Origin of the sequence: Paenibacillus albicereus (genome assembly GCF_012676905.1) — a bacterium.
GTDB lineage: Bacteria > Bacillota > Bacilli > Paenibacillales > Paenibacillaceae > Paenibacillus_O > Paenibacillus_O albicereus.
In genome coordinates this window covers 3,729,823-3,755,705 of the sequence record NZ_CP051428.1, presented here as the reverse complement: position 1 = coordinate 3,755,705, position 25,883 = coordinate 3,729,823, and the positions used below count along the sequence as shown (strand labels likewise).

Here is a 25,883-nt window from a genome sequence, read left to right as displayed (position 1 = left end):
CAAAATCATGATTTCCACGTTATCGAAATCTGAGTTCCGTTTGTTATCTGGATGGAGTCAATTAATTGCCGAATAGCTTGCTTTGCCACTACACGATCAATGCTGGTCACGTCTCCGAGCATTCGCTGCACTCTGTTTTGCACGTCCCCTCCGTTCGATTTTTTACTCTCGAGTCGATCTATTGCTGCGGCAATTTCAGATCGCTCTTTTTCGGTTCTAGCGGTAGCAATTTTGAGGTCTTGCGCCGTTATCAAATCCTCTTCGAACGCCTCGATCTGTTTCTGCATCCTCCGATTTACTTTTTGCAATTGACGCTTCAGATCCTCCAACTCTTCGCTGCTGGAAGAGGAGTTCGCTATCTTTATTTTTTGAATATCCTTCAGAGAGTTCGAGGCCAGTTGTTTTATCGACTCAATGATCTTGTTTTCAAGGTCATCCCTATGCACTGCATGATAAAAGCAGCCTGAAAGTTTGGTGTACGTCTGGCAGGTATATCGAAAGTATTCGTAGCGCTTTGGTCCTCTGACATACCTAGCCGTGTTTCCGATCATAAGAGCCTCGCAATGGCCACATCTTACTAGGGAAGTTAAAAGGTAGGTTTCGCTGTCTGCATGGCGATTAGTCAGCTTTCGGCTGTCCAGAATTTTTTTAACCTCCTCGTACCGCTCTTTGCCGATAATTGCAGGATGATTATTCTCTCGAATTATCCACTCTTCTTTCGGCCGAAGGACGAGCTTCCCGTTTTTGTTTTCACGCTTGTTATATATCATGACGCCGCGTAACGCTTCGTTGTGCATGAGCTTCTTAACCGTGGCCGGGCTCCACGGGACTGCAGGACGTTTAGCCGTACCCCGGGTCTTGCTGCCGGTATCGTTTAAGGCTTTCGCAATTGCACGGTACCCTAACCCCTGTTCAGCTAAGTCGAACATTAATAATACATTCATGGATTCTTCTGGATTTATAGTATATTTTTCGCCTGTTATATCATATCCATAGCAAGGGTTTGTTATGGCCTTGTCGGAATTTCTCGCTATGGATAGCATATTTTCTTTGACGCGCTCGCTAATTCTTTCCCGTTCAAATTCGGCAAATGTACCAAGTAGCTGTAAGACCAGCCGGCCTGCAGCTGTCGACGTGTCAAAAGCCTCCGAAGCAGAAACATAGTTGCAATTCTTTTCGGAAAGCATTTTAACAAATTGGAGCATGTCCAGTAGATTTCTCGACATCCGGTCCAGTTTTGTTGTCAAGACGATGTCGAATTTCTGGGCCTCTACTTCTCGGATAAGCTTTTTTACGGCTGGTCGCTTCAGGTCTTTGGCCGAATAACCATCATCAATAAAAAACTTAGGAGCGCCCCAGTTCATAGCCTTGCAATAAGCGGCAAGCCTTTCTTGCTGTTCGCCCAGAGAGTTTCCCTTGTCGGCTTGCTCATCTGTACTGACGCGCACATAGGCAGCAACTCGCATTTAATTGACCCCCTCAAAATTTAACATTCGGCGCCGCCATAAACCATACCAGTTTCCCGATTATTTTTACGGACGAACCGCTGCTGGCATCAATAATTTTAACACTATGATCGGGATTACAGCTGTCCGGCTCAAGAGCAATTGAGTTTTGCAAGCGGAAGAATCTTTTTAGCGTTGCTTCATCGTTGTCAACTATTACGGCTGCTATTTCGCCGTTGCTGACGTTTTCGCATGGATCAATCAACGCGTAGGCTCCGTGTGGGACAATCTTATTCATACTGTCGCCATTTATGCGCAACAAAAACGCATGTGGGTATTGTGTCGCAATCCCCAACGGAATCTCCACAAAATCATTCACGGGATGCATCTCCAGCGGTATTCCTGCCGCGACAGATCCGTATAACGGGGCTCTATTCGAGGCGGCTACCGGCATCGTGATGTTTTTCGCAGGTTGGGTCGGTAGATCGACGGGCTCGCTGAAAAGCAGCTCATCGGTTGTTACGCCAAGCACGTCAGCAACCATTTCCACTTTTCCCATGCGCGGTTCGGTTTTACCGCTCTCCCAGTAACCAATAGTTACGTCAGAGACTCCGACACGTTTTCCCAACTCAGATTTAGACCATCCCTTTGCCATCCTAAGTTTTTTTAGATTTTCTGAGAATCCGATTGAGTTCACGGCGGTTCTCCTTAGAGTTTTTCTAAACTATAGCACAGTAAATCTAAGTTTTCAATGTCTAATCTAATCGAACATTAATGAAGGCGAAAAAATGTTCCCATTTTGCGTTGACATCTAAGTTTAACTTAGGTTAAGATTGGCGTGTCGAAAGTTGGAGAAAGGTGGTGAATGGTGGTGGATGACAAACGTACCTTACGTGAATGGCGGGCGTACAGGATGCTGAGCAAGCAGGATTTAGCCGGCGCCATTGGCGTCCATGCGAGCACTTACGCGAAATGGGAAGCCAATCCCGAGGAGATCCGTATGCGGGACGCTGCCCGCATTGCTGAAATACTTGGCTGCAGCGTGAGAGACATAAATTTTTTTGAAGCAAACTCTAAGTTTAACTTAGGAAATATTCCGGATCAGCAAGTCGGACAAACCGAGCCGCATATCTTGGGGTGAGGTGATGGGTGATGGACAAAAGTAAAAAACAGAGGCCTGTGCTTGTAGTGGTTGAGCACCGAATGGTCATCAATGGCGAAGTCGTAGTGATTGACCCGGCTGCAACCGGCCTGCCGGATCGCTGCAAGCTCGCTATGGCCGCGATGCTCACAGGGGATAGATATGAACTCGTACCTGACTCTATCGAAAGGGGTGAGGACGATGCAGATTACCGGATGGGTCTGGCGGCAGATGAGCTTAGATGAGCGCATGCTGATGCTGCAGATCAAGGCGACGCAGGCGCAGCAGCGCTGGGCTGCGCGGCAAGCCAACTAGAGGGGAGGTGAAAGCATGAATCGAAAACAGCGCATCCGCTCGTGCGGAAATCTGCTGCAGATCATGGAGACCACGAGATCGGCCAAGCTGCGCGAGGCCTGCCGGTTGCAATACCGCAGTATGGCGTCCCGGATCAAAATGAAAAAAGCCCTCGACGGGGTAGGAGCCGTCCAGGGCTGAGGCAAGACATAATCACCGCCATTGTAGCATTCATTCATTTACTTATACAAGGAGGCCATCAACACATGGCAATTCAAATTCAGATCAACGGCGAATCCGCCGCAGAAGTCGTAGCCGAGCTCTCCGTCCTCGCTGCCAGCCTCGTTTCGGGCAAAGCAGCTCCCGTAGCCGAGGCGCCGAAAGCGGAGCGTGCTCTGCGGGGCAGCCGCGCAGCGAAAGCGGATGAGCCGAAGGCGGCCGTGAAGGAGCCGGCCGAAGAGTCGGCAGCTGTGGAGGAAACGGGTGCCGAAGCTGGCGGCGACTACTCGGAGTTCGACGGCGACGCCGCCGAGCCGATCCCGACGGACGTGGAGCTCAGGACGATCGCAGCCGGGGCCGGGCAGAAAGGCGTCGAGGCCAAGAAGGCCATCAAGGCGCTGCTCGACAAGTACGGCAGCGCCAACATCACCGGCGTCCCGGACGACAAGCGCCTCGCGTTCAAGGCCGAGCTGGAGCAGATCTAGTGGCGGCCCAGTTGGAGCAGGTCAGGGACCTGGAGGCCGATCTGGCCATTTGCGAATACGCCGCGCCAGCGCCGATCCGGACAAAACCGTGTATGTGCGGCCACTGCGACAAGCTCTTTCTTGATATCGCCCATAGCGAGGGGCGGCTGGATCCTGATGACGCTCGTTTCATCGTCCAGGCCCGCGTCGGCTGGCCGCATGCGATCCGGCGCGCCATCGCAGCCGAGGAGCAGGTGGACAAGTTGCAGGAGGAGATCCGACAGCTGCACGACGCGATGCACGGGCGGGGGATCCCATGGGACTGACGACACCGGCGCACGCCGAGCGCGGGCATGCGCTCCTCGGGGCGTCCAAGGCGAGCCAGTGGATTAACTGCCCGCCGAGCGCCCGCGCCCAGGAGGGCATCCCGGACACGCGCAGCGAGTTCGCCAATGAGGGGACGGCGGCGCATGAGCTGTCGGAGCTGATCCTTCGCCGGCAATTGCAGGAGGGCGCAGATGTCGATCGCCTTGATCGTGAGATCGAAACCTTTGAAACCGTAGAGCCCTATTACAACGCTGAGATGGGGGCGGCCGTCGCTGCCTACGTCGAGGTGGTCGAGGAGCGCTTCATGGACGCCAAGGCTCGGAGCGCCGACGCCGTCATCCTCTTCGAGGCGCGACTCGACTTCACGGAGTGGGTCCCCGAGGGGTATGGCACTGGCGACGTCGTCATCATCGCCGACGGCGTGATGGAGGTCATCGACCTCAAGTACGGCAAGGGCGTACCGGTCAGCGCGATCGGCAACCCACAGATACGGCTGTACGGCCTCGGCGCTTGGTCCGACTACAGCTACCTCTACGACATCCACGAGGTGCACGGCACGATCGTCCAGCCGCGGCTCGACAGCGTGAGCACGGAGCCGCTGCCGATCGACGAGCTGCTGCACTGGGCGGAGAGGATCGTGAAGCCGGCGGCCGCACTGGCTCATGCCGGCAAAGGCGACTTCGCCGCGGGCGATCACTGCCGCTGGTGCAAGATCAAGGGCAGCTGCCGGGCCCGCGCTGACGCCAACATGGCCGCGCTTGCCTACGAATTCCGCGACCCGGTGACGCTCTCGCTGGAGGAGATCGGCTCCATCCTCCACGTCGCGGAGCAGTTGTCCGCCTGGGCAAAAGACGTCTCCGACTACGCCTTCACGGCGACCAAGGCCGGCCAGCAGGTACCGGGCTGGAAGCTGGTCGAGGGCCGAAGCGACCGGAAGATTACGGATAAGAATCAGGCAATTCAACTTTTTTCCGAAGCAGGTTTGGTCCCGGAGAAGTATCTCAAGCCTCCTGAGATTCTCGGTATCGGAAAGCTAGAAAGCAGCATCGGTAAAAAAGAATTGGTTGAAATACTCGGCGGCCTAATTGTAAAGCCGCCCGGAAAGCCGGCGCTCGTTCCGGAGACGGACAAGCGTCCGGAGCTGAACAGCGTGGAGGGCGACTTTGAAGGGGAGGACTTTTGAATGAACGATCGGACCCGAAAAGCGCTCGCCGATCGTGAAGCCCTGGACGAGGCGCGGCGCCGTCGGAAGCGAGAAGAGGCTGCTCGCAAGGAATGGTTGCGCGTCCAGAAGTCGCGACCGCGGACGAAAATCCCGGCTCAGTACGGCGAGACCATCCACGTCCATGAGAAGATTCTGGACCGGTTCATGAAGCAGGTCGGCCAGAAAATCGACATTGAGACCTACAAGGTTGCTGGCGGCGCTGGCAGTAGCCTCACCATCACCTACACCACCCGGTACGGCGGACGCGGCGAGCTCGTGCTGAACGATCTCGGCCCGATGCCGATCGGCTGACATACCCCAATCCAATTACGAGGAGCTCGATCTAACATGGCAGAAACGAAAATGGTCACCGGCAAGGTACGTCTTTCCTACGCGAATATCTGGGAGCCCAAGGAGAACGAGTCAGGCCAGCTCAAATACAGCTGCGCGCTGCTCATCCCCAAGTCTGACAAGGAGACGCTCCGCAAGATCAAGGCAATTATCGATGCGTTGAAAGTCGAAGCCGCGGCGAAGTACAAAGGCAAGCTGCCCACCAACTTCAAGCTGCCGCTGCATGATGGCGATGAGGAAAAGCCTGACGACGAGAACTACGCCGGCCACTACTACCTGAACGCCTACGCCAACACGAAGCCCGGCATCGCGAAGCCAGCCGGCAAGGATTCGGTAGGCAACACCAAGTTCGTCGAGATTACAGACACGACGGAAGTCTACTCCGGCTGCTATGCTCGCGTCTCCCTCAACTTCTACACCTACGACAACAAGAGCAAGGGCATCGGCGTCGGCCTGAACAACATCGTCAAGGTCCAGGACGGAGAATCGTTGGCTGGCCGCAGCAGCGTGAACGAGGACTTCGCCGGCGAGGAGTTTGACGACGATTTCGGTGGAGACGATGACGACTTCATGAGCTGATCCATCGTAGGGGCCTTCGCGGCCCCTTCCCATAAAACCAAACTCTAGGAGGAACCAAACATGACAACTCAAACACGCATGAAGCCAGGTCGCAAGCGCTCCCCGGAGCTCCAGGCCCTAGTCGACCGCGCAGCAGCTAACGGCATCCTCGCCAATACGCTGCTGCACCGCATCAAGGAGGGCTGGGATCCGGAACGCGCCGTGACGGAGCAGCCGACCAAGTCGCGTCCGCGTGGCAGAGGTCAGGCTGATGCGTAACCGCGGCGGCAGCGTCTTCCGGGGCTTCCTCTACGCCTTAATGTTCTCTCTGCCTTTCTACGGTCTGGTAGCCATCCTGCTGCTGAGGTAGCGCATGCGGATCCTCCAGATCGACATCGAGACGTACAGCTCGATCGACCTGCTCAAGTCCGGCGTCCATCGGTACGTCGAGGCCTCGGACTTCGAGATCCTGCTGTTCGCCTACGCTTGGGATGACGAGCCGGTGCAGGTCGTCGACCTGACCGACATGGAGGACGTGCCGGGTGACGTTCTCGCCGCGTTGGCGGATCCTGCGGTCACCAAGACGGCCTTCAACGCCGCCTTCGAGCGGACGTGCTTGACCAAGTGGTTCGGCCAGCCGATGCCGGCGGAGCAGTGGCAATGCACATCGGTTTGGGCCTTGACGCTCGGGCTGCCTGGCTCGCTGGACGGTGCGGCCGACGTGCTGAAGCTGGACGCGAAGAAAGACGCCAAGGGTAAGGCGCTGATCAAGTACTTCAGCGTGCCGTGCAAGCCGACGAAAGCAAACGGCGGGCGGGAGCGCAATTTGCCCCATCACGCGCCGGAGAAATGGGCTGACTACGTCGCCTACAACCGGCAGGACGTCGTCGTCGAGCGAGAGGTTCGCCGTAAGCTGGCGCGCTTCCCGGTCCGGGCGCGGGAGTGGGAGCTCTGGGCGATCGATCAGCGGATCAACGATCGAGGCGTGCGGCTGGACCGCGAGCTCATCCATCAGGCCATTGCCTGCGACGAGCAGTACGGGGCCAGGCTGATCGCCGAGGCGCAGGAGCTGACCGGGCTGGACAACCCGAACAGCCTGGCGCAGCTCAAGGGCTGGCTGGCGGAGCGGGGCCTCGAGACGCCCAACGGGATGGCGAAGGACCAGATGCCAGCGCTGCTGGACGCGGCTCCGGACGACGAGACCCGTAGGATGCTCGAGCTGCGGCAGGAGATGAGCAAGACGAGCGTCGACAAGTACAACGCTATGGCACGGACGATCTGCGCCGACGATCGGGCGCGGGGGCTGCTGCAGTTCTGCGGCGCTAACCGGACGTGGCGCTGGGCCGGCCGGCTCATCCAAGTCCAAAACCTGCCGCAAAACAAGATTCCCGATCTCGCCCTGGCGCGGGAGCTGCTGCGGGCGGGGGAGTTCGAGCTGCTGGAGTTGCTCTTCGGCCCGCCGCCGTTCGTCCTCTCCCAGTTGATCCGGACGGCCTTCGTTCCATCGGAAGGGCGGCGCTTCATCGTAGACGACTTCGCGGCTATTGAGGGCCGCGTCATCTCCTGGATCGCGGACGAGGAGTGGAAGCTCGAGGTGTTCCGGACGCACGGCCGCATCTATGAAGCGACAGCGTCCCGTATGTTCGGCGTTCCGCTCGAGACGATCGTGAAAGGGCATGACAACTACAAATACCGGCCGTTCGGCAAGGTCGCAGAGCTCGCGTGCGGCTTCCAGGGCGGCGCCGGCGCGCTCGAGGCTATGGACAGCAAGAGGGAAATCGATCCAGAGGAGTATCCGCGGCTCGTGCGGCAATGGCGCGATGCAAATCCGAACATCCGGAAGCTGTGGTATGCGGCGGAGGAGGCGGCGATCGAAGCCGTGCGGACGAAGTCCACGGTTAAACTGAAGCACGGCATCCAGTATCGCTACGCCGGCGGCATCCTGTTTGCTGACTTGCCGAGCGGTCGCAGCCTCGCCTACGTGCAGCCGGAAGTGAAGATGGAGACGATTCGGCCGAAGGACAAAGAGCCGTTTCAAAAAGAATGCCTGAGCTTCTGGGGCATGGATCAGGTCAAGAAGAAGTGGGAGAAGCAGCGGACCTATGGCGGCCGATTGGTGGAGAACCTGGTGCAGGCGATCGCGCGGGACTGCCTGGCGGAGACGCTGCTGCGGCTTGATCGTGCAGGGCTGGAGATCGTCATGCACGTTCACGACGAGGTGGTCATCGATGCAGATAGCGACGACGGGCTGCTGGAGCGGGTCACGGCTCTCATGGGAGAGCCGATCGACTGGGCGCCTGGGCTGCCGCTTGCGGCAGCGGGGTTCGAGTGCGAATTCTATCAAAAAGACTGAGGGAGGCCGTTCCTGTGGCGATTCGAAAAGCTGATCTATACGATTTCATTAATGCGAAAGCATTGAAACGGAAGGCGGAATTGAAAAAAGAGGTTCTAGACGCGCTGAAAGTCGCTTTTACGCCGGTCATACACCAGCTATATAAGGATCTCGATCCGATCGAACGGAGCGCGTCCAGCTTGCATACAGCCCTGCTTGCTGTACAAGAGCGACATCCGAGGTACGCAAAAGCATGGAATTTCTCGCAGCTGGTCGGAGATATTGGGCGCCACCTTACAGCAATGCGTCGAGATATTATTCAGGAAAATGCTATTTGGGCGCGTACGAATCTACTCGATCTCGGAACCAATGGCCTGCATGATGGCCTTGAGGAAGCATACAGCATCGTGGAAAGCTCGATTGCCCCGGTGATCAAGGAGTACAAGGCGCTGGTCAAGGTCTCGGATGAAGTGCTGGCCATCGTAGAAGGCAGCCGCAGCGGCGACAAGGCATATCGCCAGCTGCAGGAGCTGGGCGTTGATCTGACTGGCTTCGAGCCCGTAAATCCGAACCTGCCTGCAGTCATCAAGCTGTCGGCCGATGTCTGTATCCTGAACGGAAACTGCTCCTAAATACAAATAGAAGGGATGATGAGAAATGAGTCTCGACAAGGCAATTGAGAAGATCAAGGCCGAGATGGCCAGCGCGAAAAACGAAGGCTACGTGAAGGTCATCGGCGAGTTCCTGCTGCAGCACCTGGAGGCTGACCCGAGCTTCGCCGTCCACGTCCTGGCCGAGAGCAAGTCCATCACGCGCAGCCTGGACAGCATGCGCAAGGCCGCCGAAAAGCAGAAGGTCGGCAACGTTGCCGTCCTCTCGGATGCGGATGGCTTTGCGATCGTCGTCAAGTACTTCGCCGAGCCTGTGCCGGCCCCAGCCACCCCAGCGCCCGCAGCTCCGCCCGCTGAGGCCAAGCCGGAGACGCCATCGGCGCCAGAGGTCGAAGAGGATGAAGACTTCGACTTCGATGCGCTGCTCGGGTAGGGGGTCATTATGTCGAAGCAGAACCGATTTTATGAGAACGAGTTCATGCGGCATTTCCCCTCCGACATCAGCGATGAGATCCGAGATTACTGCACGGACGAGGTGCTGGCCAGCAGCCGGTACCTCTTCACCAGCCGGGAGGGCAGGCAGCAGATCGCATACTGCACGCACTGCAAGCTCGAGCACCACAGCGACGGGCTCCGGCACGGCAAGATCGAGGAGTGCCCGTTCTGCCGCTCGGCCTGCCGGGTCAAGGCGTCCGGCCGCGGCCGGAAGAGGCTGATCGACGGGGCGTACCTGATCTGGTACGAAAAGTCGACCATCGACCCGCAGGCGATCATCGCGCGTGGCTTTTACATGCTGCGCGACTACTCCGGCAACTACCGCGAGACCGAGACGGTCATCAAGCCCGTCGCCATGTATCTGTTCGAGTGGGGTCAGGGCGGCCGCATGCTGCGCCGCGACTACTGGAGCCGCTACATCAACTGGCAGGCTACATCAAGCGTCTTTTCGGAGGCGAAGCGGTCGATGGACTACAAGCCCTGCTTCCACAGCCGAGCCAACATCCGGCGAGCGGTCGAGGGCACGCCGTTTCGGTATTGCATGTGGGAGAGCTACGAGGTCAACGACTACGTCAAGACGTTCGACCTGGCGGCGCGCTACGGCGACGTCATGGAGTTCCTCACCAAGGCCGGGCTCCGCAGCTTTGTCGTCTCGAAGCTGACGGGCGGCTCGACGTACGGCGCCATCAACTGGCGCGGCAAGACGCCTGAGGCCGTGCTGCGCCTGACCAAAGCCGAGATCAAGCAGATGCGCAAGGCCGGCGCGATCGGGCCGCGCGCGCTCCGCTCGTACCAGATCTCCAAAAAGGACGGTTCCAATTACAGCTGGGAGGAGGCGCGGACGCTCTGCGATCTTGTCGACCCTTTCAATGCAGAGCGACTGACGGCGCTGAGCGAACACGCGCCGCTGCCTGTCCTCAAAAAATATATCGCGAAGCAAGCGCGTCGGGATCCGCGCCGCTACTCGGCCGGCTCGCCCGTGCTGATTGACTGGCGCGACTACCTCCGGGAGTGCCGCGAGCTCGGCCGCGACATCACCAGGCCCGGTGTCCTCTTTCCGAACAACCTCCACGAAGCGCATCAGCTCGCGGGTCGTGCGCTGAAGCTCGTGAACGACGAACGCGTCAACAAGCAGATCGCCGAACGGCTACCGGAGCTGCTGAAGCGTTACGGCTTCGAGCGTGACGGACTCATCATCCGGCCGGCTGTCAGCAGCGTCGAGCTCTTCGATGAGGGCAAGGCCCTATCGCACTGCGTCGGCGGGTACGCCGATCGCTACGCCAAGGGCGAGACGACGATCCTCCTCATCCGGAGAGCGGCGGCGCTGGACGAGCCCTACCATACGATGGAGGTATCCGGCACAAGGATCGTCCAGTGCCGAGGGATGAAGAACGCCCCGCCGCCGCCGGACGTCGCCGCCTTCGTCGCGGCGTTCGAGAAAGCTAAGCTCACCGAGAAGAAGAAGCGCAGCAAGATCAAGATCGCACAACCGGCCTAAGGAAGTGAACCTATGCAAGACATCGAGCTCGATATCAGCTTCGGCAAGCACCGCGCCGACGTCTCGTGGAAACCTGAATACCTGACCTGGGCCGAGTTCGTCGAGCGGCTGCAGCGCGTCCGCCGGACGGCGGAGACGATGGCGCAATACGACAAGATGTCGAACGCCGAGCGCGGCAAAGTAAAGGACGGCCCGGCTTTCGTGGGCGGGCTCGTCCGCGGCGGCCGCCGCAAGAAGGAGAACGTCGACACGCGCAGCCTGATCACGCTTGACATCGACCGGGCGGACGACAGCTTCCTCTTCTCGGTCGAGCTGGTGCTCGGCGGCACGGCCTACGCCATCTACTCGACGCATAGCCACCGGCCGGCGGCGCCGAAGTATCGCCTGATCGCGCCTTGCAGCCGGCCGCTGTCGCCCGACGAGTATGCGGCCGTCGCCCGCAAGCTAGCGGAGCAGATCGGCATGGAGTACATGGACAAGACGACGTTCGACGTCCACCGGCTCATGTACCTGCCCAGCTGCTCCAAGGACGCGGAGCCGGAGCTGCATCTTGCCGATGGGGGGCTGCTTGACGTCGACGCCGTGCTGGCGATGTACGCGGATTGGCGGGACGTCATGGCGTGGCCGCGGCATGCGGGCGACAAGGCGCCAGCACTCGCCGCAAAGCGCGCGCAGGATCCGCGCGAAAAGCAGGGCACGATCGGGCTGTTCTGCCGGACGTTCACGATCGAGGAGGGCATCGACACGTTCCTCGCCGACGTCTACTCGCCTGGCAGCATGCCGAATCGCTACACTTACGCCGGCGGATCCTCCGCGAACGGACTCGAGATCTATCCGGAGCAGGATCTGGCGTTCAGCCATCAGGACAGCGACCCGGCTGCCGATGGCCGGACTTACAATCTGTTTGACCTGGTCCGTGTCCATAAATTCGGGCAACTGGACGAGCGGGTCAAGGAGCACACGCCGGATGCGAAAAAGCCGAGTCACTTGGCGATGGAGCACTTTGTCGCGGCGCGGCCGGAGATCAAGCGGGCGAAGATGGCCGAGATCCAGGAGGCGTTCGGCGATATCGATGCGGAGCCGGCGGCGGGTGACCCGGAGCCAGATGAGGATGATGCCTGGGTCGAGCAGCTGGAGACCCATCACAAGACGGGGGCTCCGCTTCCCACCGCCGGCAACGTGGAGCTGCTGCTGTCGAACGGCCCCTGGAAGGGCGTGCTGGCTTATGACGCTTTCGGGAATACGGAGGTCATCCGCAAGGCGCTGCCATGGCGCGGGCGTCTCCGGCCGCAAGACCGCTACGAACCCTGGCTCGGCGAGGACGACGACCGGCGGGACCACTGGTTCGATAAGCTCCACAAGATCCGATCAGCTCAGACGATTAAGAAAGCGTTCACTGAGGTCACGCGGCGGAACAAGTTCCACCCCATTATCGACTACCTGGAGGCGCAGGAGTGGGACGGCCAGCCTCGGCTGGACAGGCTGTTCGTCGATTACCTCGGCGCGATGGACACGGCTTACGTTCGGGAGGCGACGCGGAAGATGTTCGTCGCGGCCGTCAAGCGGCTTTATGATCCGGGTTGCAAATTCGACTATATGCTGGTTCTCGTGGGTCCCCAGGGCGCCAATAAAAGCACGATCGTTCAAATGATGGCGCAGCGCTGGTTCAGCGACTCGCTGAAGTCCTTCGACACGAAAGAGGCCGGCGAGCATCTCCAGTCGGCCTGGATCTTCGAGTTCGGCGAATTGGCGGGCATGTCGAAGACCGAGGTCGACGAGATCAAGCAGTTTATCACCAAGCGCAGCGACAAGTACCGCGTCGCTTACGATCGCGTCATTACGGACTTTCCACGGAAATGCGTCTTCTTCGGCACGACGAACAACTGGAACTTTTTGAAAGACCCGACCGGCAACCGGCGTTTCTGGCCCGTCACCGTGGATCCGGAAAAGCGCACGAAGAACGTCTTCGAGCAGCTGACGGACGGCGAGATTGGCCAGATCTGGGCGGAGGCACTGCGGGCGTTCCGAGCGGGAGAAAGCTTGGAGTTTTCCCCGGAGGTGGACGCGGAGGCGAAGAAGATCCAAGGTCTGCACATGGAGGACGACCCGCGTGTCGGCCTCATCCAGGAGTGGCTGGAGACGGAAGAAGCGGACGAGTTGGAGCGCCCTACGGGCCAGACGAGGCAGCGCGTCTGCGCCAACCAGATCTGGGTCGAATGCCTCGGCAAGCGTAAAGGTGATATGCGCCCCTGGGAGGCGCGGGAGATCTGCGACATCATGCGGCGCATTCCAGGATGGCGCGAGGTGAAGGGCCGCGTTCGGGTTCCGGGCTACGGGCAGCAGACCGCTTTCGACCGATGCAGTTAGGCTCCTGGCTATCTGCATCACCACTGTATCATCTGCATCACTAAATGAAGCAGTTGAAGCAGAACCGATGCAGAGAAAAACGGTTTATCTGCATCGAGGAAAGTCCAGTCATACCAAGGCTTCAGCCCGCGTTGATGCAGATGATGCAGTAAATCTCTTATAAAGTATAAAAAGTATAGTTAAGTAGGAATAGGCCATTGAAAAAGTAAGTTAAACGCGCTACAGCGTACAATACGCGTGCGCGTGCATCAGGCTCATCAGAGGAGGAGATCGCTTTGAATCGATCGGAACGACGGTGAAGGAGTCCGAGCTGGAACGGATCCTGGTCCGGAGAGTCAGAGCTGCCGGCGGCCGCGCCGTGAAGTGGACTGCGCCGGGCGAAGCCGGGGTCCCTGACCGGATCGTCCTGCTGCCAGATGGACGGATCGCATTCGTCGAGATGAAAGCGCCGGGCGGCCGACTGGCGCCGCTGCAGGTGCGCTGGGCGCGGATCCTGCAGGAGATGGGGCACCGGCATTACACGATCGACAGCCGCGAGGCCATCGATCGGTTCGTCCAGGAGGAGTTGCCAGAATGAGATACAAGCCGCACCAATACCAGGAATACGCAACGGCCCGCATCCTGGACACGCAGTACATCGCGCTGCTGCTTGAGATGGGCCTTGGCAAGACGGTGAGCACGCTGACGGCGATCGATCAGCTGCTGAACGACTACTACGAGGCCGAACGGGTGCTGGTTATCGCGCCGTTGCGGGTCGCCGACGACACGTGGGCCCGGGAGACTGCCAAGTGGGATCATCTGCGGCATCTGCGGATCAGCAAGGTGCTGGGTGGAGTGGATGCCCGCCGGCGGGCGCTGAAGGCCGAGGCCGATATCTGGGTCATCAACCGTGAGAATGTCGAATGGTTGGTCGGCGAGTACGGCAGCAAGTGGCCGTTCGACATGGTGGTGGTCGACGAGTCCAGCAGCTTCAAGAATCCACAGGCCAAGCGCTTCAAGGCGTTGCGCCGGGTCCGGCCGTTCATCCGCCGGCTGGTCGCCCTGACGGGCACACCGGCGCCGAACAGCCTGATGGACTTGTGGCCTCAAGTCTACTTGTTGGATCAGGGCGAGCGCCTCGGCAAGACCATCACCGGCTTCCGGGACCGCTACTTCACCGCTGCAAGCCGCAGCGGCCATGTCGTGTACGAGTGGCGCCAGAAGCGCGAGGCCGAAGAGCGGATCTACGAGGCAATTAGCGACATCGCGGTGAGCATGAAGGCGGCGGACTGGCTGGAGCTACCGGAGCGCATCGACCGGACCGTATCGATCCGGATGAGCGGCGCCGCGGCGGAGCTGTACAAGCGGCTGGAGAAGGAGCTGCTGCTGGAATACGTCGACGCCGATGTCGTCGCGCAGACGGCCGCCGTCCTGAGCAACAAGCTGCGGCAGATGGCCAGCGGCGCCGTCTACGACGAGGATCGCGGGGTCAAGCCGATTCACGATGCCAAGCTGGACGCGCTGGAGGACATCATCGAGGCGGCGCAAGGCAAGCCGGTGATGGTGTTCTATGACTTCAAGCACAGCCTTTCGCGAATCCAGCAGCGCTTCCCGCAAGCCCGGACGCTGCGCAAAGGCAAGGACGGGACGGAGGATATCCGCGCCTGGAACGCCGACGAGATCCCGCTGCTGCTGCTGCACCCCAAGAGTGCCGGTCACGGCCTGAACCTGCAGGAGTCGAGCTGCCAGACGGTTGTGTGGTTCGACCAGATCTGGAGCCTCGAGGAGGATCAGCAAGCCAATGCCCGCGTCCACCGCCAGGGGCAGACGCGCAGCATCGTCGTTATGCGGCTGGTGGCCGAAGGGACGATGGACGAGGAGGCGGTCGCAGCGCTTGAGAGCAAAGCCGCCGGCCAAGATGCGCTGATGGAGGCCGTCAAGGCGCGGATCGAGAGGGTGAGGAGCGGATGAGCCGGACGCGGATCGTGCGGGAGATCGACGCGCTGCAGGACGCCAATTGCAAGAGCTGCCAGATCAAGCGCGACTTTGGCAAGGCTGAGGCCAAGCTGAGCAAACATTGCGGGAGCGAGTGCGCAATAGGCATACGGCTTCGCGCGTTGGGCAAGAAGCTCGTGTCAGACGCGAGGCCAAGGAAGAAACCTAGCCGAATGAACGGAGGAGACAAGATGCCCGGACAAAAAACGACGATAACGTCCGAAGAACAAAGCGATTTACCTGATCTGAGGGCAGAAATTGAGCGCCTTACCGAGCGTATGAAAAGCGCACAAGCCCAAGCCCTGAGAAATGCGACAATCTGTGATGAAAGGCAGGACGAGATCGAGCGCCTTAAGGCGGAGCACGAGCAGCATGCGCAGCTGCGGCGCAACGCCTACGAGGCTCACAATGCGGCGCAGGCGAGATTGCAGGAGCGCATCAAGCAGTTAGAGGAGCAGCTGGACGAAGCCGACCGTGAAAAAGCCTTGCTGCTGCAGACGATCGAGCGCGCTGCGCGGCCGGAGCCGCCGACTGAGGCGCAGCTGATGGACCAGGCGATCGGCGAGCTGACTCGGGTGCGCAAGCTGATCCGCCTGTACGCGGTCGGCGAATGACGAGAGGAGGGACTGCCGTGACCGAAGAGCAAGCCATTGACCTGCTGACGAGCTACCGCGCCAAGCAGGCCCGCATCAAGGCGCTGGACGCCGTGCCGGTGGGCGCAGGCATCACGATCAGCCGGCTCAGCGAGGACGACCAACTCCAGCAACTGCACCGCCGGCTCCGCGGGCTGCCGAGCTACATGTACCTGACGGCGCCGGAGCTGCGGCTCGAGGCGACGGCGCATGCGTACCTGACGCGCTACCCGGCCGGCACTCGTGCGCAGCTGGCCGCCGTGCCGGCGCAGGGCGCGGATCCCGAGGACAGCGGCCAGCTGCAGGAGCTGCGCAGCAAGATCAAGCGCGTCATTGAGGCGCGCGGCGCCGGCACGGACGACCTGGACATGCTGCTGGAGCGCCTGGCCGAGGCGCAGGACCTGCAGGCGGAGCTGCGGAGGGTGGACGCCGTGCTGGAGGCGCTGGCCGGCTACAAGCCGGATTACGCGCGGCTGCTGCGGCTGCGGTACGTGGAGGATCGGCCAGTCAATGCGGTAACGGAGGAGCTCAAGATCGTACGGCGCACATTCGAGCGATGGCGCTTGAAAGCAATCGAAGAATTCCAGCGATTAGCGTAATGTCGCATTTGTGTCGCATCCGTGTCGCATTGTTGTCGCACAGAGGCCTGTCAACCCGTGTTAAGATGCTATTGTGCCACAGTTAGCCATGTGTAGAGGCAGGGCCTAACGCCGGCGATGGCCGCCCGGTTTTCTCCGGGTCGGGCGGCCTTCAATTTCCCGGAGGAAAAAGGAGAATGCACTATGAATCCTCAGCTGGAGAACAACTTTTCGTATCACGCACCGCAACCAGGACAACCCGAAAAGTACGAGGAATTGCGCAGTTCCGCGAAGGAGCTGGCATACATCATCAAGAGTCTTTGCCCGGACAGCCGGGAGCAAAGCTTGGCTCTGACAAACCTTGAGCAAGCGCTCATGTGGGCCAACGCAGCCATCGCACGCAATTAAAAACGGCCACGCGCCGATATAAACGATAAAGGTCAGCCTCCTGCGGGAACAGGGAGGGCTGGCCTTTTTCATATTCCGAGGAGGAAGGGGCCATGAAATACGAGGGAGTCATCGTGACGGTAAGCCGGCATGCGCATGAGCAGTATTGCGCCCGCATCGGGCCGATCGAGTGGGACGAGCTGATCCGACAGACACAGGCGCTGCTGGACGCGGACGAGCGTGGATATGATGACGGCGTCTACATGCAGCTGGGCGGCATCTGGTGGGCCGTGGCGCGCGTCGACATGGGACTGATCATGAAGACCTGCTACGGCCGGACGAGCATGCATCTGCCGCGGGCGCTCAAGTGGGCACGCCGGCACAACGACCGAATCAGCTTGGAGAGCATGGCATTTTGACCTGAGGGGAGGCCGCCGACATGGCGCTGACTGCGAAGCAAGAGAAGTTCGTCCAAGAATATCTAATCGATCTCAACGCCACGCAGGCGGCCATCCGGGCCGGCTATAGCCCGGCGTCGGCAGAGGCCATCGGATACGAAAACCTGAATAAACCACAGATTCGTGCGCGTATTGACGCGCGGATGGCGGAGCTGTCTCGCCGGACTGGCGTCAACCAGGAGCGCATCATTCGCGAGCTGGCGCGGATTGCTTTTTTAAATCCGACGGACATCGTCGATGCCGATGACGCGTCGATCAAGGAGGATGCGTCAGAGGAGGATACTGCGGCAATCGCCAGCGTGAAGGTGAAGACAACGCCAGGCGAGTACGGCGACGGCGTGGAGCGCGAAGTGAAGTTCGCCGACAAGATCAAAGCGCTGGAGCTGCTGGGCAAGCGTTTCGGCATGTGGATCGACCGCCAAGAGGTCGACGTCCAAGGCGCGGTCAAGATCGTCGACGACGTGCCGCGTGATACCGGATGAGCGTCAGGCTGACGGATCTCATCGCGCCGAGCTTCTATGGCGTCCATCAAGCGGTCAAGACTGGCACGGCGACACACTTCCTGCTTGGCGGCGGCCGTGGCTCCACTAAGTCCTCGTTCACGCCGACGGAGATCATCCTGGGGCTGATCGCGGACCCGAACGCCAACGCGATCGCGCTCCGCAAGGTCAAGGACACGCTGCGCGAATCGGTCTATGAGTCGTTCGAGTGGGCGATCGACAAGCTGGGCGTCTCGCATCTATTCGATGCGCGGGTATCGCCGATGCAGATTATCTATCGTCCGACCGGCCAAAAAATCATCTTCCGCGGTGCCGATAATGCCGTCAAAATCAAGTCCCTGCGGCTACGCAAGGGATTCTTCAAGTTTGTCTGGTTCGAGGAGGCCGACGAGTTCGGCATCGAGGACATCCGCTCCATTAACCAGACGCTGTTGCGCGGCGGCGACGGCTACCGGGTGTTCTATTCCTATAACCCGCCGAAGAGCCGCAAGCGCTGGGTGCACGACTACCGCAAGAACCCGCCGGACAGCTGGTTGACGCATCACAGCGACTACCGCAGCGTCCCGCGGCACTGGCTGGGGGAGCAGTTCTTTCTTGAGGCCGAGAGCTTGGAGAAGCGCAACGAGGCCGCCTACCGGCACGAGTACCTTGGGGAGGACACGGGGACCGGCGGCGAGGTGTTCAAGAACCTCAACCTGCGCCGGATCAGCGACGAGGAAATTGCCGTGTTCGACCGCATCAAGCGCGGGCTCGACTTTGGCTTTGCGGCGCATCCGACGCACTACGCGGTCATGCACTTCGACGCCACGCGCCGGCGGCTCTACATCTTCGGGGAGATCCACAAGGCCGGCATGGCCAACAGCCCGCTGGTCGCCGCGATCAAGGCCGAGAACACCGGCAGCCGGCCGGTGACGGCTGACAGCGCGGAGCCGCGGACGATCAATGAACTGCGCAACCTCGGTCTGAATGTGCTGCCCGCTCGCAAAGGCCCGGACAGTGTTGAGCACGGCATGAAGTTCTTGGAAGACCTGGATGAGATCGTCATCGACCCGATACGCTGCCCGAACACGGTGCGGGAGTTCGATGGGTACGAGCTGGCGCCTGACGGCAACGGCGGCTGGAAGGCCGGATACCCGGACAAAGACAACCACAGCATTGACGCGGTGCGCTATGCGCTGGAGGACGAGATGCGGCAAGCCAAGGTCAGGGTGGGCAACAAAGCAAAGGTGGGGGTGAGGTAAGATGGCCATCATACGGAGCCGGGAGCTGCTGGACAACTGGGAGGACATCCCGGCGAAGCTGATCCACTCCTGCATCAGCGAGCACCAGGAGAGCATCAAGCGCATCGACCTGCTCGAGCGGTATTACAAGGGCAAGCACGACATCCTGCAGCGCGACCTCGGCGAGGACAAGGGGCTGCCGAACAATCGGCTCGTCGCCAACCACGCCAAGTACATCACGGACGTCGCAGCGGGCTACTTCGGCGGCGATCCGGTCAAGTACAGTGGCGACGGCATCGACGCGATTATGGCCGCCTACAAGGCTGCCGATGTCGACAGCCACGACTCGGAGATGATCAAGGACCTGTCGATGTACGGGGTGGCCCGGGAGCTGCATTACATGAGCAGCGACGATGTTCCGATCCCGCGCGTCAGCTGCATTGATCCACGGCAGCTCTTCCTTGTTGTGGATGACTCGGTAGAATACCGCAGCCTGTTCGGCGTGCACTACTACGAGCGTCGCGACCTGGACAACAAGGCGGCGGGCTGGACCATCAACGTCTACACAGCCACGCGGATCCTGCGCTACAGCGCCCCGAGGCTTGGCGCGCCGGAGCTTGAGCTGATTCAGGAGACGCCGCACTATTACGGCGGCGTGCCGATCGTCGAGATCTGGAACAACGAGGAGCAGCAGGGCGACTACGAGCAGCAGCTCAGCCTGATCAACGCCTACAACGTGCTGGCAAGCGATCGGGTCAATGACAAGCAGCAATTCGTCGATGCAATCCTGCTGCTTGTGGGAGCGTCGCTTGGGGATGACGAGACTGAAGCCGGCAAGACGCTCAAGCTCTTGAAGAAGTTCAAGACTCTGGAGCTTCCAGCGATTGAAGGAGCTGGGGCGAGCTGGTTGACGAAGACGTTGAACGAGGCCGACACCGAGGTTTTGAAGAACGCCATCAAAAACGACATCCATGAATTCAGCATGGTGCCGAACCTGACAGATCAAAACTTCGCGTCAAACGCCAGCGGTGTCGCAATGAAATACAAGTTGTTCGGGCTTGAGCAGCTCGCCAAGACAAAGGAGCGCTACTTTGTTCAGGGCTTGCGTGAGCGGCTGAAGCTGTTTGCGTCGATCCTGCGCGTGAAAGGCCAAGCGGCCAGCACCGACGATGTCACCATCACGATGACTCGCAGCCTGCCAAGCAATGACCTGGAGACGTCGCAGGTGATCACGAACCTAAAGGACATAGTAAGCGCGGAGACGCTGCTAGCGCAGCTGTCATTCATCGACGATCCGGCGGCTGAGGCCAAGAAGGCTGCCGCCGAGCGGGCGGCCGCGCTGAAGGAGCAGCAGAAGGCGTTCGGCATGCCGATGGGCTCGGAGGATGCCGAGGACGAGGACCCGGACGATGCGGAGTGACGCCTACTGGGAGCGCCGTGCGCGAGAGCGGATGGCCGTCTACCACAAGGACGCGGACGCGACCGTCCGGACCGTTTGGGCAGCCTACCGCAAGGCGCGGGCTGACATTCAAGCTGAGATCAACAAGATCGTCGGCACGTTCGGACGCGGCGGCCAACTGGACCCAGCGCAGGCGCGCCATCTGCTCAACCAGCGGATCCCGGATTCGTGGATGGAGCTCGGCCGCCGATTGTACGCCCGAGCCAAGGACGACCGCGTCAAGCGCTACCTACTGACTCGGCTGAACGCGCCGGCCTACCGGGCGCGCGTCACGCGCCTAGAGGCGCTGCAGGAGATGATCCGCTGGCAGATGGCCGCACTGGCGGACGTGGAGCTGGCGGCCGTCCAAAAGGGCTACATGGACACGATCACCGACGCCTATTACCGGACGATGTTCGACCTGCAGCAGGGTGTAGGCATCGGGTTCGATTTCGCGCGGATGCCGGCCAGGACGGTGGAGGAGATCCTGCGGCGGCCATGGAGTGGCCAGCACTTCAGCGATCGCGTCTGGACCAATACCGGCTTGCTCGCCCAGCAGGTGACGGAGGTAGTCACGGCGGGCATGACGAGCGGTCGTGGCGTGGAGAAGATGGCTCGGGAGCTGTCCGAGCGCATGGAGGTTGGCCGTCAGGCGTCCGAGCGGTTGATCCGCACGGAGACGACGTACATGGCCAACGCCTCGGAGATGGAGAGCTACGAGGCGGCGGACATCGACCAGTACATGTTCGTCGCGACGCTCGATCTTCGAACGAGCCCGCAGTGCCAGAAGGCCGACCGGAAGATCTACGCCGTCGCGGACGCGAAGCCGGGCGTGAACATGCCGCCGCTGCATCCGTACTGCCGCTCGACGACGCGGGCCTGGTTCGGGCCGGAGACGATCGAGGGCATGCAGCGACGTGCGCGGGATCTGGAGACTGGGAAGACGGTGCTGGTACCGGCGAGCATGACGTACGCCGAGTGGCACAAGCAATACGCAGGATGAGGTCCGGTCGATCGGGCCTCTTTGCTCTGTCCGAAACGTGCTGACGACATAAAAAGCCGCATGGATCCTAGCCGACGGGCGCAAAACGGGAGGATGCACGATGAAAAAGCTGATCATGAAGCCGGCCGCGCCGGAGTTCGCGAAGAAAGTCCGCTATCCACTCAACCTGCAGCTGTTTGCTGAGGGAGAAGGCGGTGCCGAAGCAGCGGGCGGCGGGGAAGGCGACAAGGGCGGCGACGGCGGAGCAGCCGCTGGCGGCAAAGCCGGCGAGGGCGAGAAGAAGTCGTTTACGCAGGAAGATCTGGACCGCATCCTGACGGAGCGCCTGGGCAAGGCGCAGTCCAAGTGGGAGAAGGATCTCCAGACGAAGCTCGACGAGGCCAAGACCGAAGCCGAGAAGCTCGCCAAGATGACGGCGGACCAGAAGGCGGAGCATGAGCGCCAGAAGCGCGAGAAGGCGCTGGCCGATCGGGAAGGCGAGATCACCCGCCGTGAGCTCCGCGCGACCGCGCTCGAGCAGCTCGCTGAGAAGGGGCTGCCGAAGTCGCTGGCCGACATCCTGTCCTATACGGATGCAGAATCGACGAACAAGGGCCTCGAGGCCGTTGAAAAAGCGTTTCGCGAAGCCGTCGAAGCCGGCGTGAACGAGCGACTCAAGAGCAGCGGCACCGGCACACCGAAAGGCGGCAGCGGGGGCAGCGCAGTCCCCGGAGCCGAGGAGATTGCAAAAATCTTTGCGAAACGATAAGGAGATGAAGTGAAATGGCAATCAATACACTCGAATATGCAAAGCTGTTTCAGGACCAACTCGACTTGCAGGTCCAGCAGCAGGCGACATCTGGTTGGATGGAGAGCAACGCCGGCGAGGTCAAATACAGCGGTGGTAACGAAATTAAGATTCCGGACATCGTCGTCCAAGGCCTGGCGGACTATGACCGCGACACGGGCTTTGCTCAAGGCAGCGTGACTTACAAGTACCAGACGCACACGCTGACACAAGACCGCGGCCGTACTTTCCAACTCGATGCGATGGATGTCGACGAGACTAACTTTGGCGCGTCTGCGGCGAACGTCATGAGCGAATTCCAGCGGACGCAGGTCATCCCGGAGATCGACGCCTATCGTTACAGCAAACTGGCTGCTCTGGCGACTGCGAAGGGTAACTCGGGCACCTATACACCGGCATCCAGCGACATCGTCTCCAAGATCTACGCGGACATTTTCAAGTTGGCGGATCGCGGCGTTGATCTGGCGCAGCTGGTGATTACGCTGCCATTCACGACGTACCAGGTATTGACCGACAGCACTCAGATCCAGAAGAAGCTTGACGTTGTCCAGTTTACACAAGGCGGCGTCAACCTGATGGTCAAGGCGTTGGACGGCATTCCGCTGATTCCGGTTGTATCCAACCGCATGAAGTCGGCATACGTCTTCAACGACGGGGCGACGACGGGACAAGAGGCTGGCGGCTTCGCGCCTGCTTCGGGAGCCAAGGGGATCAACTGGATCATCTCGGCGCGCAACACGCCGATCGGCATCAGCAAGACGGATGTCATCCGTATCTTCGATCCGATGCAAAACCAGAAGGCGAACGCATGGAAGCTGGATTACCGCAAGTATCATGATCTGATCGTGCCGGACAACAAGGTTGCAACGCTACAAGTTTCGGTTGGCGCATGATGATTACACTCCAGCTGCTGAACGTGGTGAAGGTCGTTGAATCGGAAAGCAAAGCAGAGGCGCTTGAAGCGAAGGGTTTCAAGCGTGTCGAGCTGCCTGAGAAAACGAAAGGCAAGGCAGGCACGGCGGACAAGCCTGCTGAATAGCCAGAGAGGAGCCGGACATGACACAGGACACCATCGACAAACTGCTGCTTGTGCTGCCCGGCGCCTCGTCGCCGCTGCTGTCCATGATGGCGGAGGACGCCGAGCTCGACCTGCTCTCCTGGACGTCGCGGACGGCGCTGCCGCCGGCTCTGGAATCGACGCTGCGGCAGCTCGTCGTGATGCGCTACAACAAGATGGGGATCGAGGGGCAGACGGCGCACAGCGAGGGCGGCGTGAGCCGAGCCTTTGCCGATCTGCCCTCCGACCTGCAGCAGACGGTCGGGCGCTGGCGGCGCGTGAGGGTGGCGGGATCATGAGGCTGCGGGAGCGAGACAAGCAGACGATCACGCTACGGGCGCCAGAGATGGTACAGGAGGCCGATGCCTCGACGAGCCAAGGCTGGTCGGCTGAGCCAGTTGCATTGCGCGGTCATGTGCAGCCGGCCGGGGGCAAGTTGCTCGCCGAGATGTACGGGCTGCGGGCGGCATATATGCGCTCCGTCTTCGCGGAGCCGGGGCAGCTTGCCGTGTCGATCGAGGGCTTCGGCGTCTGGCTCAACGTGCCGAGTACGGCGGCGCCGGATTACAAGGTCGTCGCCGTGCGGCCGTGGGGCGGGCATACGGTTATCGACATGGAGGTGTGGGGCCGTGGGTAGCATGCAAGGCATCGACCGCCTGATCGGCAAGCTGAACGGGCTCGGCGGCGACACCGACCGGGCGCTCCGGACGGCGATCCTGCAGACCGCGAAAAAGGTCCAAGGCGATGCCAAGGACCTGTGCGCGGTCGACACTGGGGCGCTGCGGAACAGCATCCAGGCGCGCGTCGAGAACATCGACGGGAAGCCGGCCGGCATGGTGTCCACCGGGATGGAGTATGCGCCGTACGTCGAATTCGGGACCGGCCAGCGCGGTCAGGAGTCGCCATCGCCGCCGAAGTATGACGGACCGCTCGCCTACCGGCAGGACTGGAACGGCAACAAGGCGCAGCCGTTTTTATATCCGGCGGCCGCCATGAGCAAAGCGATCTACCCCAAGCTGGTCGCAAAGCAGCTACAGAAAGAAATCAAACGTTTGGAGGGACCGGGATGATCGACATCAAGCCAGATGTTCTGACCGCGCTGCAGGCCGTCCCTGGCGTCAAGGCCGTGACGGACGCCTACCCGACGGACTGGGGCAAGCTGCCGGCAATCAGCTTTTATGAGGCGTCCAACCGGGATCCGCTCGGCATCGCAGCCGGACCGCTGTCGGACGTGGCTGTCCAGGTGGACATCTGGCACACCAGATCGACCGGCGCGCTCGCATCGGCCGTGGATTCGGCGCTGAACGCGATCGGGCTTCGGCGCGAGATGGCCGCCGACGTCCCGGACCCCTCCGGCATCAAACATAAAACGATGCGCTACCGCGGCGTTGTGGATGTCCGCAGCGGCCGCGTGTCGCAATAGAAAGGGTGAAGCAAATGGCAGGCGTACTGACAAAAGACACGACGCTCAGCGTCAAGGGGACGGGCAGCACGTACACGGAGATCCCATTCCTGATGGAGGTGCCGGAGATCGGCGGCGAGCCCGATCAGGTCGAGGTGACGACGCTCGGGGACAGCACGCGCAAGTACATCGCGGGCATCAAGGATCTCGGCGACCTGACGTTCTCGTTTTTGTACGACAACTCGGGGCCGGCGGCGAATTTCCGCGTGCTGAAGGCGATCGAGACGCTGGGGGAGACGAAGTCGTTCAGGCTCGAGTATCCCGACGGCACGACGCACGACTTTGACGCGCAGGTGAGCGTCAAGATGGATTCGGCGGCCGTCAACGCGGCGCTGACGTTCACGGCCTCGTTTTATCTGCAGTCTGAAATCGCCGTTACCGACCCGGTCTAATGCCGGCACTCAGAGCGCTCCGCAGCCGGGGCGCTCATTCATTTTAGGGAGGAAACCTGATGAAATACATGACCTTTGAAATCAATGGAACCGACTACAAGCTGCGCCTGGGCGCGGCACAGATCATGGAGCTGGAAAAGCATCTGGGCGGCCGCAATCCGCTCGACGTGCTGATGGCCACGGAGCAAGGGCAGCTGCCGTCCGTGACGTCGACGCTGCGCATCCTGCACGCGGCCATGGTCAGGTTCCAGGCCAGCGTCAGCTGGCGGGACGTGCTGGACATCTACGATGGCTACGTCGACAACGGCAATACCTACACGGACCTGCTGCAGCCCCTCATCAAGGTGTTCGAGGTGAGCGGTTTTTTCAAAGCCGCGCCGGCGGAGGAGAGCCTGCGGGCGACCCAGTAAGCACGCTGACGGAGCTGTTCGAGCGGCTCTATCCGATCGCGTGCATAGCCGGGGCGGATCCGGTCCGCTACTGGGACATGACGTACGGCGAGATCATGGCCCAGATCGACGCCCATGTCGAACGGCAGCGGGCCGAGATGCAGCTGCAGGCGCTTATCAGCTTCCGGCAGGCGCACTTACTCGGAGCTGTTGTGGCTCGGGTGTTAGGCGGCAAAGGGAATGTGCCCCCGCTCGACGAGGCGTTCCCGGGCATCTTCCCCGAGGAGCTGACGCGTCCGA

34 protein-coding genes are annotated in these 25,883 nt (G+C 60.5%); 32 read left to right on the top strand and 2 right to left on the bottom strand.

Features of this window, described 5'->3' with window-relative positions; translation table 11 throughout:
* Nucleotides 1-5 precede the first annotated feature (5 nt).
* Nucleotides 6-1,466: a recombinase family protein gene (locus tag HGI30_RS16890; RefSeq protein ID WP_168908629.1), complete on the bottom strand. Its 1,461-nt coding sequence runs from the start codon at nt 1,464-1,466 to the stop codon at nt 6-8.
* A 13-nt stretch (nt 1,467-1,479) separates the two neighbouring features.
* Nucleotides 1,480-2,142, bottom strand: a complete 663-nt coding sequence (locus HGI30_RS16885; protein WP_168908628.1) for a helix-turn-helix domain-containing protein — start codon at nt 2,140-2,142, stop codon at nt 1,480-1,482.
* Between the two features lie 168 nt (nt 2,143-2,310).
* Between HGI30_RS16885 and HGI30_RS16880 the strand changes: the two genes are divergently transcribed.
* The 32 genes from HGI30_RS16880 to HGI30_RS16725 all read left to right on the top strand — a co-directional run bounded on the left by HGI30_RS16880 (nt 2,311) and on the right by HGI30_RS16725 (nt 25,604).
* The gene (locus HGI30_RS16880; RefSeq protein WP_168908627.1) at nt 2,311-2,586 is read left to right on the top strand and encodes a helix-turn-helix transcriptional regulator; all 276 of its coding nucleotides are present in this window, start codon (nt 2,311-2,313) and stop codon (nt 2,584-2,586) included.
* A gap of 330 nt (nt 2,587-2,916) precedes the next feature.
* Nucleotides 2,917-3,081: a hypothetical protein gene (locus tag HGI30_RS16875; RefSeq protein WP_168908626.1), complete on the top strand. Its 165-nt coding sequence runs from the start codon at nt 2,917-2,919 to the stop codon at nt 3,079-3,081.
* Nucleotides 3,082-3,146: 65 nt separating this feature from the next.
* On the top strand, nt 3,147-3,584 hold the full coding sequence (locus HGI30_RS16870; RefSeq protein ID WP_028598346.1) for a hypothetical protein: 438 nt from the start codon (nt 3,147-3,149) through the stop codon (nt 3,582-3,584).
* Nucleotides 3,584-3,889 (top strand): hypothetical protein, encoded by a 306-nt coding sequence (locus HGI30_RS16865; protein ID WP_168908625.1) that lies wholly within the window; start codon nt 3,584-3,586, stop codon nt 3,887-3,889. Before HGI30_RS16870 ends, HGI30_RS16865 begins: the two co-directional genes overlap by 1 nt.
* Nucleotides 3,880-5,073: a DUF2800 domain-containing protein gene (locus HGI30_RS16860; protein ID WP_168908624.1), complete on the top strand. Its 1,194-nt coding sequence runs from the start codon at nt 3,880-3,882 to the stop codon at nt 5,071-5,073. Before HGI30_RS16865 ends, HGI30_RS16860 begins: the two co-directional genes overlap by 10 nt.
* Nucleotides 5,074-5,406, top strand: a complete 333-nt coding sequence (locus tag HGI30_RS16855; protein ID WP_028598343.1) for a hypothetical protein — start codon at nt 5,074-5,076, stop codon at nt 5,404-5,406.
* Between the two features lie 36 nt (nt 5,407-5,442).
* A complete protein-coding gene (locus tag HGI30_RS16850) occupies nt 5,443-6,024 on the top strand; it encodes a DUF2815 family protein (protein WP_028598342.1) in 582 nt (193 codons plus the stop codon).
* Nucleotides 6,025-6,084: 60 nt separating this feature from the next.
* Nucleotides 6,085-6,282, top strand: a complete 198-nt coding sequence (locus HGI30_RS16845) for a hypothetical protein (RefSeq protein ID WP_028598341.1) — start codon at nt 6,085-6,087, stop codon at nt 6,280-6,282.
* A 94-nt stretch (nt 6,283-6,376) separates the two neighbouring features.
* A complete protein-coding gene (locus HGI30_RS16840; protein WP_168908623.1) occupies nt 6,377-8,356 on the top strand; it encodes a DNA polymerase in 1,980 nt (659 codons plus the stop codon).
* A gap of 14 nt (nt 8,357-8,370) precedes the next feature.
* A complete protein-coding gene (locus tag HGI30_RS16835; protein WP_127464361.1) occupies nt 8,371-8,967 on the top strand; it encodes a hypothetical protein in 597 nt (198 codons plus the stop codon).
* Between the two features lie 25 nt (nt 8,968-8,992).
* Nucleotides 8,993-9,379, top strand: a complete 387-nt coding sequence (locus HGI30_RS16830) for a Cas9 inhibitor AcrIIA9 family protein (protein WP_028598425.1) — start codon at nt 8,993-8,995, stop codon at nt 9,377-9,379.
* A gap of 9 nt (nt 9,380-9,388) precedes the next feature.
* Nucleotides 9,389-10,939: a PcfJ domain-containing protein gene (locus HGI30_RS16825; RefSeq protein ID WP_168908622.1), complete on the top strand. Its 1,551-nt coding sequence runs from the start codon at nt 9,389-9,391 to the stop codon at nt 10,937-10,939.
* A 12-nt stretch (nt 10,940-10,951) separates the two neighbouring features.
* On the top strand, nt 10,952-13,306 hold the full coding sequence (locus HGI30_RS16820; RefSeq protein ID WP_168908621.1) for a virulence-associated E family protein: 2,355 nt from the start codon (nt 10,952-10,954) through the stop codon (nt 13,304-13,306).
* A 358-nt stretch (nt 13,307-13,664) separates the two neighbouring features.
* On the top strand, nt 13,665-13,883 hold the full coding sequence (locus tag HGI30_RS16815; protein WP_328805148.1) for a VRR-NUC domain-containing protein: 219 nt from the start codon (nt 13,665-13,667) through the stop codon (nt 13,881-13,883).
* Nucleotides 13,880-15,256 carry a DEAD/DEAH box helicase gene (locus HGI30_RS16810; RefSeq protein WP_168908619.1) on the top strand — a complete coding sequence of 459 codons (1,377 nt, stop codon included), beginning with the start codon at nt 13,880-13,882 and terminating at the stop codon, nt 15,254-15,256. Before HGI30_RS16815 ends, HGI30_RS16810 begins: the two co-directional genes overlap by 4 nt.
* Nucleotides 15,253-15,894, top strand: coding sequence for a zinc-finger domain-containing protein (locus HGI30_RS16805; protein ID WP_168908618.1), 642 nt, complete (start codon nt 15,253-15,255; stop codon nt 15,892-15,894). Before HGI30_RS16810 ends, HGI30_RS16805 begins: the two co-directional genes overlap by 4 nt.
* Before the next feature lie 17 nt (nt 15,895-15,911).
* Nucleotides 15,912-16,511: a DUF1492 domain-containing protein gene (locus HGI30_RS16800; RefSeq protein ID WP_168908617.1), complete on the top strand. Its 600-nt coding sequence runs from the start codon at nt 15,912-15,914 to the stop codon at nt 16,509-16,511.
* Between the two features lie 183 nt (nt 16,512-16,694).
* Nucleotides 16,695-16,898: an Acb2/Tad1 domain-containing protein gene (locus HGI30_RS16795; RefSeq protein ID WP_168908616.1), complete on the top strand. Its 204-nt coding sequence runs from the start codon at nt 16,695-16,697 to the stop codon at nt 16,896-16,898.
* Nucleotides 16,899-16,990: 92 nt separating this feature from the next.
* Entirely contained in the window at nt 16,991-17,296 is a 306-nt protein-coding gene (locus HGI30_RS16790) for a hypothetical protein (RefSeq protein ID WP_168908615.1), read from the top strand.
* A 20-nt stretch (nt 17,297-17,316) separates the two neighbouring features.
* Entirely contained in the window at nt 17,317-17,817 is a 501-nt protein-coding gene (locus tag HGI30_RS16785; RefSeq protein WP_168908614.1) for a terminase small subunit, read from the top strand.
* Nucleotides 17,814-19,076 (top strand): PBSX family phage terminase large subunit, encoded by a 1,263-nt coding sequence (locus tag HGI30_RS16780; RefSeq protein WP_168908613.1) that lies wholly within the window; start codon nt 17,814-17,816, stop codon nt 19,074-19,076. Before HGI30_RS16785 ends, HGI30_RS16780 begins: the two co-directional genes overlap by 4 nt.
* A gap of 1 nt (nt 19,077) precedes the next feature.
* Nucleotides 19,078-20,475 (top strand): phage portal protein, encoded by a 1,398-nt coding sequence (locus tag HGI30_RS16775; protein WP_168908612.1) that lies wholly within the window; start codon nt 19,078-19,080, stop codon nt 20,473-20,475.
* Nucleotides 20,465-21,496, top strand: coding sequence for a minor capsid protein (locus tag HGI30_RS16770; protein WP_168908611.1), 1,032 nt, complete (start codon nt 20,465-20,467; stop codon nt 21,494-21,496). Before HGI30_RS16775 ends, HGI30_RS16770 begins: the two co-directional genes overlap by 11 nt.
* A 100-nt stretch (nt 21,497-21,596) precedes the next feature.
* Nucleotides 21,597-22,244, top strand: coding sequence for a DUF4355 domain-containing protein (locus HGI30_RS16765; RefSeq protein WP_206109937.1), 648 nt, complete (start codon nt 21,597-21,599; stop codon nt 22,242-22,244).
* Between the two features lie 14 nt (nt 22,245-22,258).
* A complete protein-coding gene (locus HGI30_RS16760) occupies nt 22,259-23,176 on the top strand; it encodes a hypothetical protein (protein ID WP_168908610.1) in 918 nt (305 codons plus the stop codon).
* The gene (locus tag HGI30_RS16755; protein WP_168908609.1) at nt 23,173-23,322 is read left to right on the top strand and encodes a hypothetical protein; all 150 of its coding nucleotides are present in this window, start codon (nt 23,173-23,175) and stop codon (nt 23,320-23,322) included. Before HGI30_RS16760 ends, HGI30_RS16755 begins: the two co-directional genes overlap by 4 nt.
* Before the next feature lie 17 nt (nt 23,323-23,339).
* A complete protein-coding gene (locus tag HGI30_RS16750; RefSeq protein WP_168908608.1) occupies nt 23,340-23,639 on the top strand; it encodes a phage head-tail connector protein in 300 nt (99 codons plus the stop codon).
* Complete coding sequence (locus HGI30_RS16745; RefSeq protein ID WP_206109936.1) at nt 23,636-23,977, top strand: hypothetical protein; 342 nt, start codon at nt 23,636-23,638, stop codon at nt 23,975-23,977. Before HGI30_RS16750 ends, HGI30_RS16745 begins: the two co-directional genes overlap by 4 nt.
* 1 nt (nt 23,978) lies before the next feature.
* A complete protein-coding gene (locus HGI30_RS16740) occupies nt 23,979-24,410 on the top strand; it encodes an HK97-gp10 family putative phage morphogenesis protein (protein WP_235680446.1) in 432 nt (143 codons plus the stop codon).
* On the top strand, nt 24,407-24,763 hold the full coding sequence (locus tag HGI30_RS16735; RefSeq protein ID WP_168908606.1) for a hypothetical protein: 357 nt from the start codon (nt 24,407-24,409) through the stop codon (nt 24,761-24,763). Before HGI30_RS16740 ends, HGI30_RS16735 begins: the two co-directional genes overlap by 4 nt.
* A 14-nt stretch (nt 24,764-24,777) precedes the next feature.
* Entirely contained in the window at nt 24,778-25,194 is a 417-nt protein-coding gene (locus tag HGI30_RS16730; RefSeq protein WP_168908605.1) for a phage tail tube protein, read from the top strand.
* 59 nt (nt 25,195-25,253) lie between these two features.
* Entirely contained in the window at nt 25,254-25,604 is a 351-nt protein-coding gene (locus HGI30_RS16725) for a DUF6096 family protein (protein ID WP_168908604.1), read from the top strand.
* Nucleotides 25,605-25,883 lie beyond the last annotated feature (279 nt).

Excerpts from the sequence above, each read along its gene's own strand:
- HGI30_RS16890 (WP_168908629.1), bottom strand. The coding sequence starts at position 1,466 with ATGCGAGTTGCTGCCTATGTGCGCGTCAGTACAGATGAGCAAGCCGAC.
- HGI30_RS16880 (WP_168908627.1), top strand. The coding sequence starts at position 2,311 with ATGGTGGTGGATGACAAACGTACCTTACGTGAATGGCGGGCGTACAGG.
- HGI30_RS16875 (WP_168908626.1), top strand. The coding sequence starts at position 2,917 with ATGAATCGAAAACAGCGCATCCGCTCGTGCGGAAATCTGCTGCAGATC.
- HGI30_RS16870 (WP_028598346.1), top strand. The coding sequence starts at position 3,147 with ATGGCAATTCAAATTCAGATCAACGGCGAATCCGCCGCAGAAGTCGTA.
- HGI30_RS16860 (WP_168908624.1), top strand. The coding sequence starts at position 3,880 with ATGGGACTGACGACACCGGCGCACGCCGAGCGCGGGCATGCGCTCCTC.
- HGI30_RS16855 (WP_028598343.1), top strand. The coding sequence starts at position 5,074 with ATGAACGATCGGACCCGAAAAGCGCTCGCCGATCGTGAAGCCCTGGAC.
- HGI30_RS16850 (WP_028598342.1), top strand. The coding sequence starts at position 5,443 with ATGGCAGAAACGAAAATGGTCACCGGCAAGGTACGTCTTTCCTACGCG.
- HGI30_RS16845 (WP_028598341.1), top strand. The coding sequence starts at position 6,085 with ATGACAACTCAAACACGCATGAAGCCAGGTCGCAAGCGCTCCCCGGAG.
- HGI30_RS16840 (WP_168908623.1), top strand. The coding sequence starts at position 6,377 with ATGCGGATCCTCCAGATCGACATCGAGACGTACAGCTCGATCGACCTG.
- HGI30_RS16830 (WP_028598425.1), top strand. The coding sequence starts at position 8,993 with ATGAGTCTCGACAAGGCAATTGAGAAGATCAAGGCCGAGATGGCCAGC.
- HGI30_RS16825 (WP_168908622.1), top strand. The coding sequence starts at position 9,389 with ATGTCGAAGCAGAACCGATTTTATGAGAACGAGTTCATGCGGCATTTC.
- HGI30_RS16820 (WP_168908621.1), top strand. The coding sequence starts at position 10,952 with ATGCAAGACATCGAGCTCGATATCAGCTTCGGCAAGCACCGCGCCGAC.
- HGI30_RS16810 (WP_168908619.1), top strand. The coding sequence starts at position 13,880 with ATGAGATACAAGCCGCACCAATACCAGGAATACGCAACGGCCCGCATC.
- HGI30_RS16805 (WP_168908618.1), top strand. The coding sequence starts at position 15,253 with ATGAGCCGGACGCGGATCGTGCGGGAGATCGACGCGCTGCAGGACGCC.
- HGI30_RS16795 (WP_168908616.1), top strand. The coding sequence starts at position 16,695 with ATGAATCCTCAGCTGGAGAACAACTTTTCGTATCACGCACCGCAACCA.
- HGI30_RS16790 (WP_168908615.1), top strand. The coding sequence starts at position 16,991 with ATGAAATACGAGGGAGTCATCGTGACGGTAAGCCGGCATGCGCATGAG.
- HGI30_RS16785 (WP_168908614.1), top strand. The coding sequence starts at position 17,317 with ATGGCGCTGACTGCGAAGCAAGAGAAGTTCGTCCAAGAATATCTAATC.
- HGI30_RS16780 (WP_168908613.1), top strand. The coding sequence starts at position 17,814 with ATGAGCGTCAGGCTGACGGATCTCATCGCGCCGAGCTTCTATGGCGTC.
- HGI30_RS16775 (WP_168908612.1), top strand. The coding sequence starts at position 19,078 with ATGGCCATCATACGGAGCCGGGAGCTGCTGGACAACTGGGAGGACATC.
- HGI30_RS16770 (WP_168908611.1), top strand. The coding sequence starts at position 20,465 with ATGCGGAGTGACGCCTACTGGGAGCGCCGTGCGCGAGAGCGGATGGCC.
- HGI30_RS16765 (WP_206109937.1), top strand. The coding sequence starts at position 21,597 with ATGAAAAAGCTGATCATGAAGCCGGCCGCGCCGGAGTTCGCGAAGAAA.
- HGI30_RS16760 (WP_168908610.1), top strand. The coding sequence starts at position 22,259 with ATGGCAATCAATACACTCGAATATGCAAAGCTGTTTCAGGACCAACTC.
- HGI30_RS16755 (WP_168908609.1), top strand. The coding sequence starts at position 23,173 with ATGATGATTACACTCCAGCTGCTGAACGTGGTGAAGGTCGTTGAATCG.
- HGI30_RS16750 (WP_168908608.1), top strand. The coding sequence starts at position 23,340 with ATGACACAGGACACCATCGACAAACTGCTGCTTGTGCTGCCCGGCGCC.
- HGI30_RS16745 (WP_206109936.1), top strand. The coding sequence starts at position 23,636 with ATGAGGCTGCGGGAGCGAGACAAGCAGACGATCACGCTACGGGCGCCA.
- HGI30_RS16740 (WP_235680446.1), top strand. The coding sequence starts at position 23,979 with ATGCAAGGCATCGACCGCCTGATCGGCAAGCTGAACGGGCTCGGCGGC.
- HGI30_RS16735 (WP_168908606.1), top strand. The coding sequence starts at position 24,407 with ATGATCGACATCAAGCCAGATGTTCTGACCGCGCTGCAGGCCGTCCCT.
- HGI30_RS16730 (WP_168908605.1), top strand. The coding sequence starts at position 24,778 with ATGGCAGGCGTACTGACAAAAGACACGACGCTCAGCGTCAAGGGGACG.
- HGI30_RS16725 (WP_168908604.1), top strand. The coding sequence starts at position 25,254 with ATGAAATACATGACCTTTGAAATCAATGGAACCGACTACAAGCTGCGC.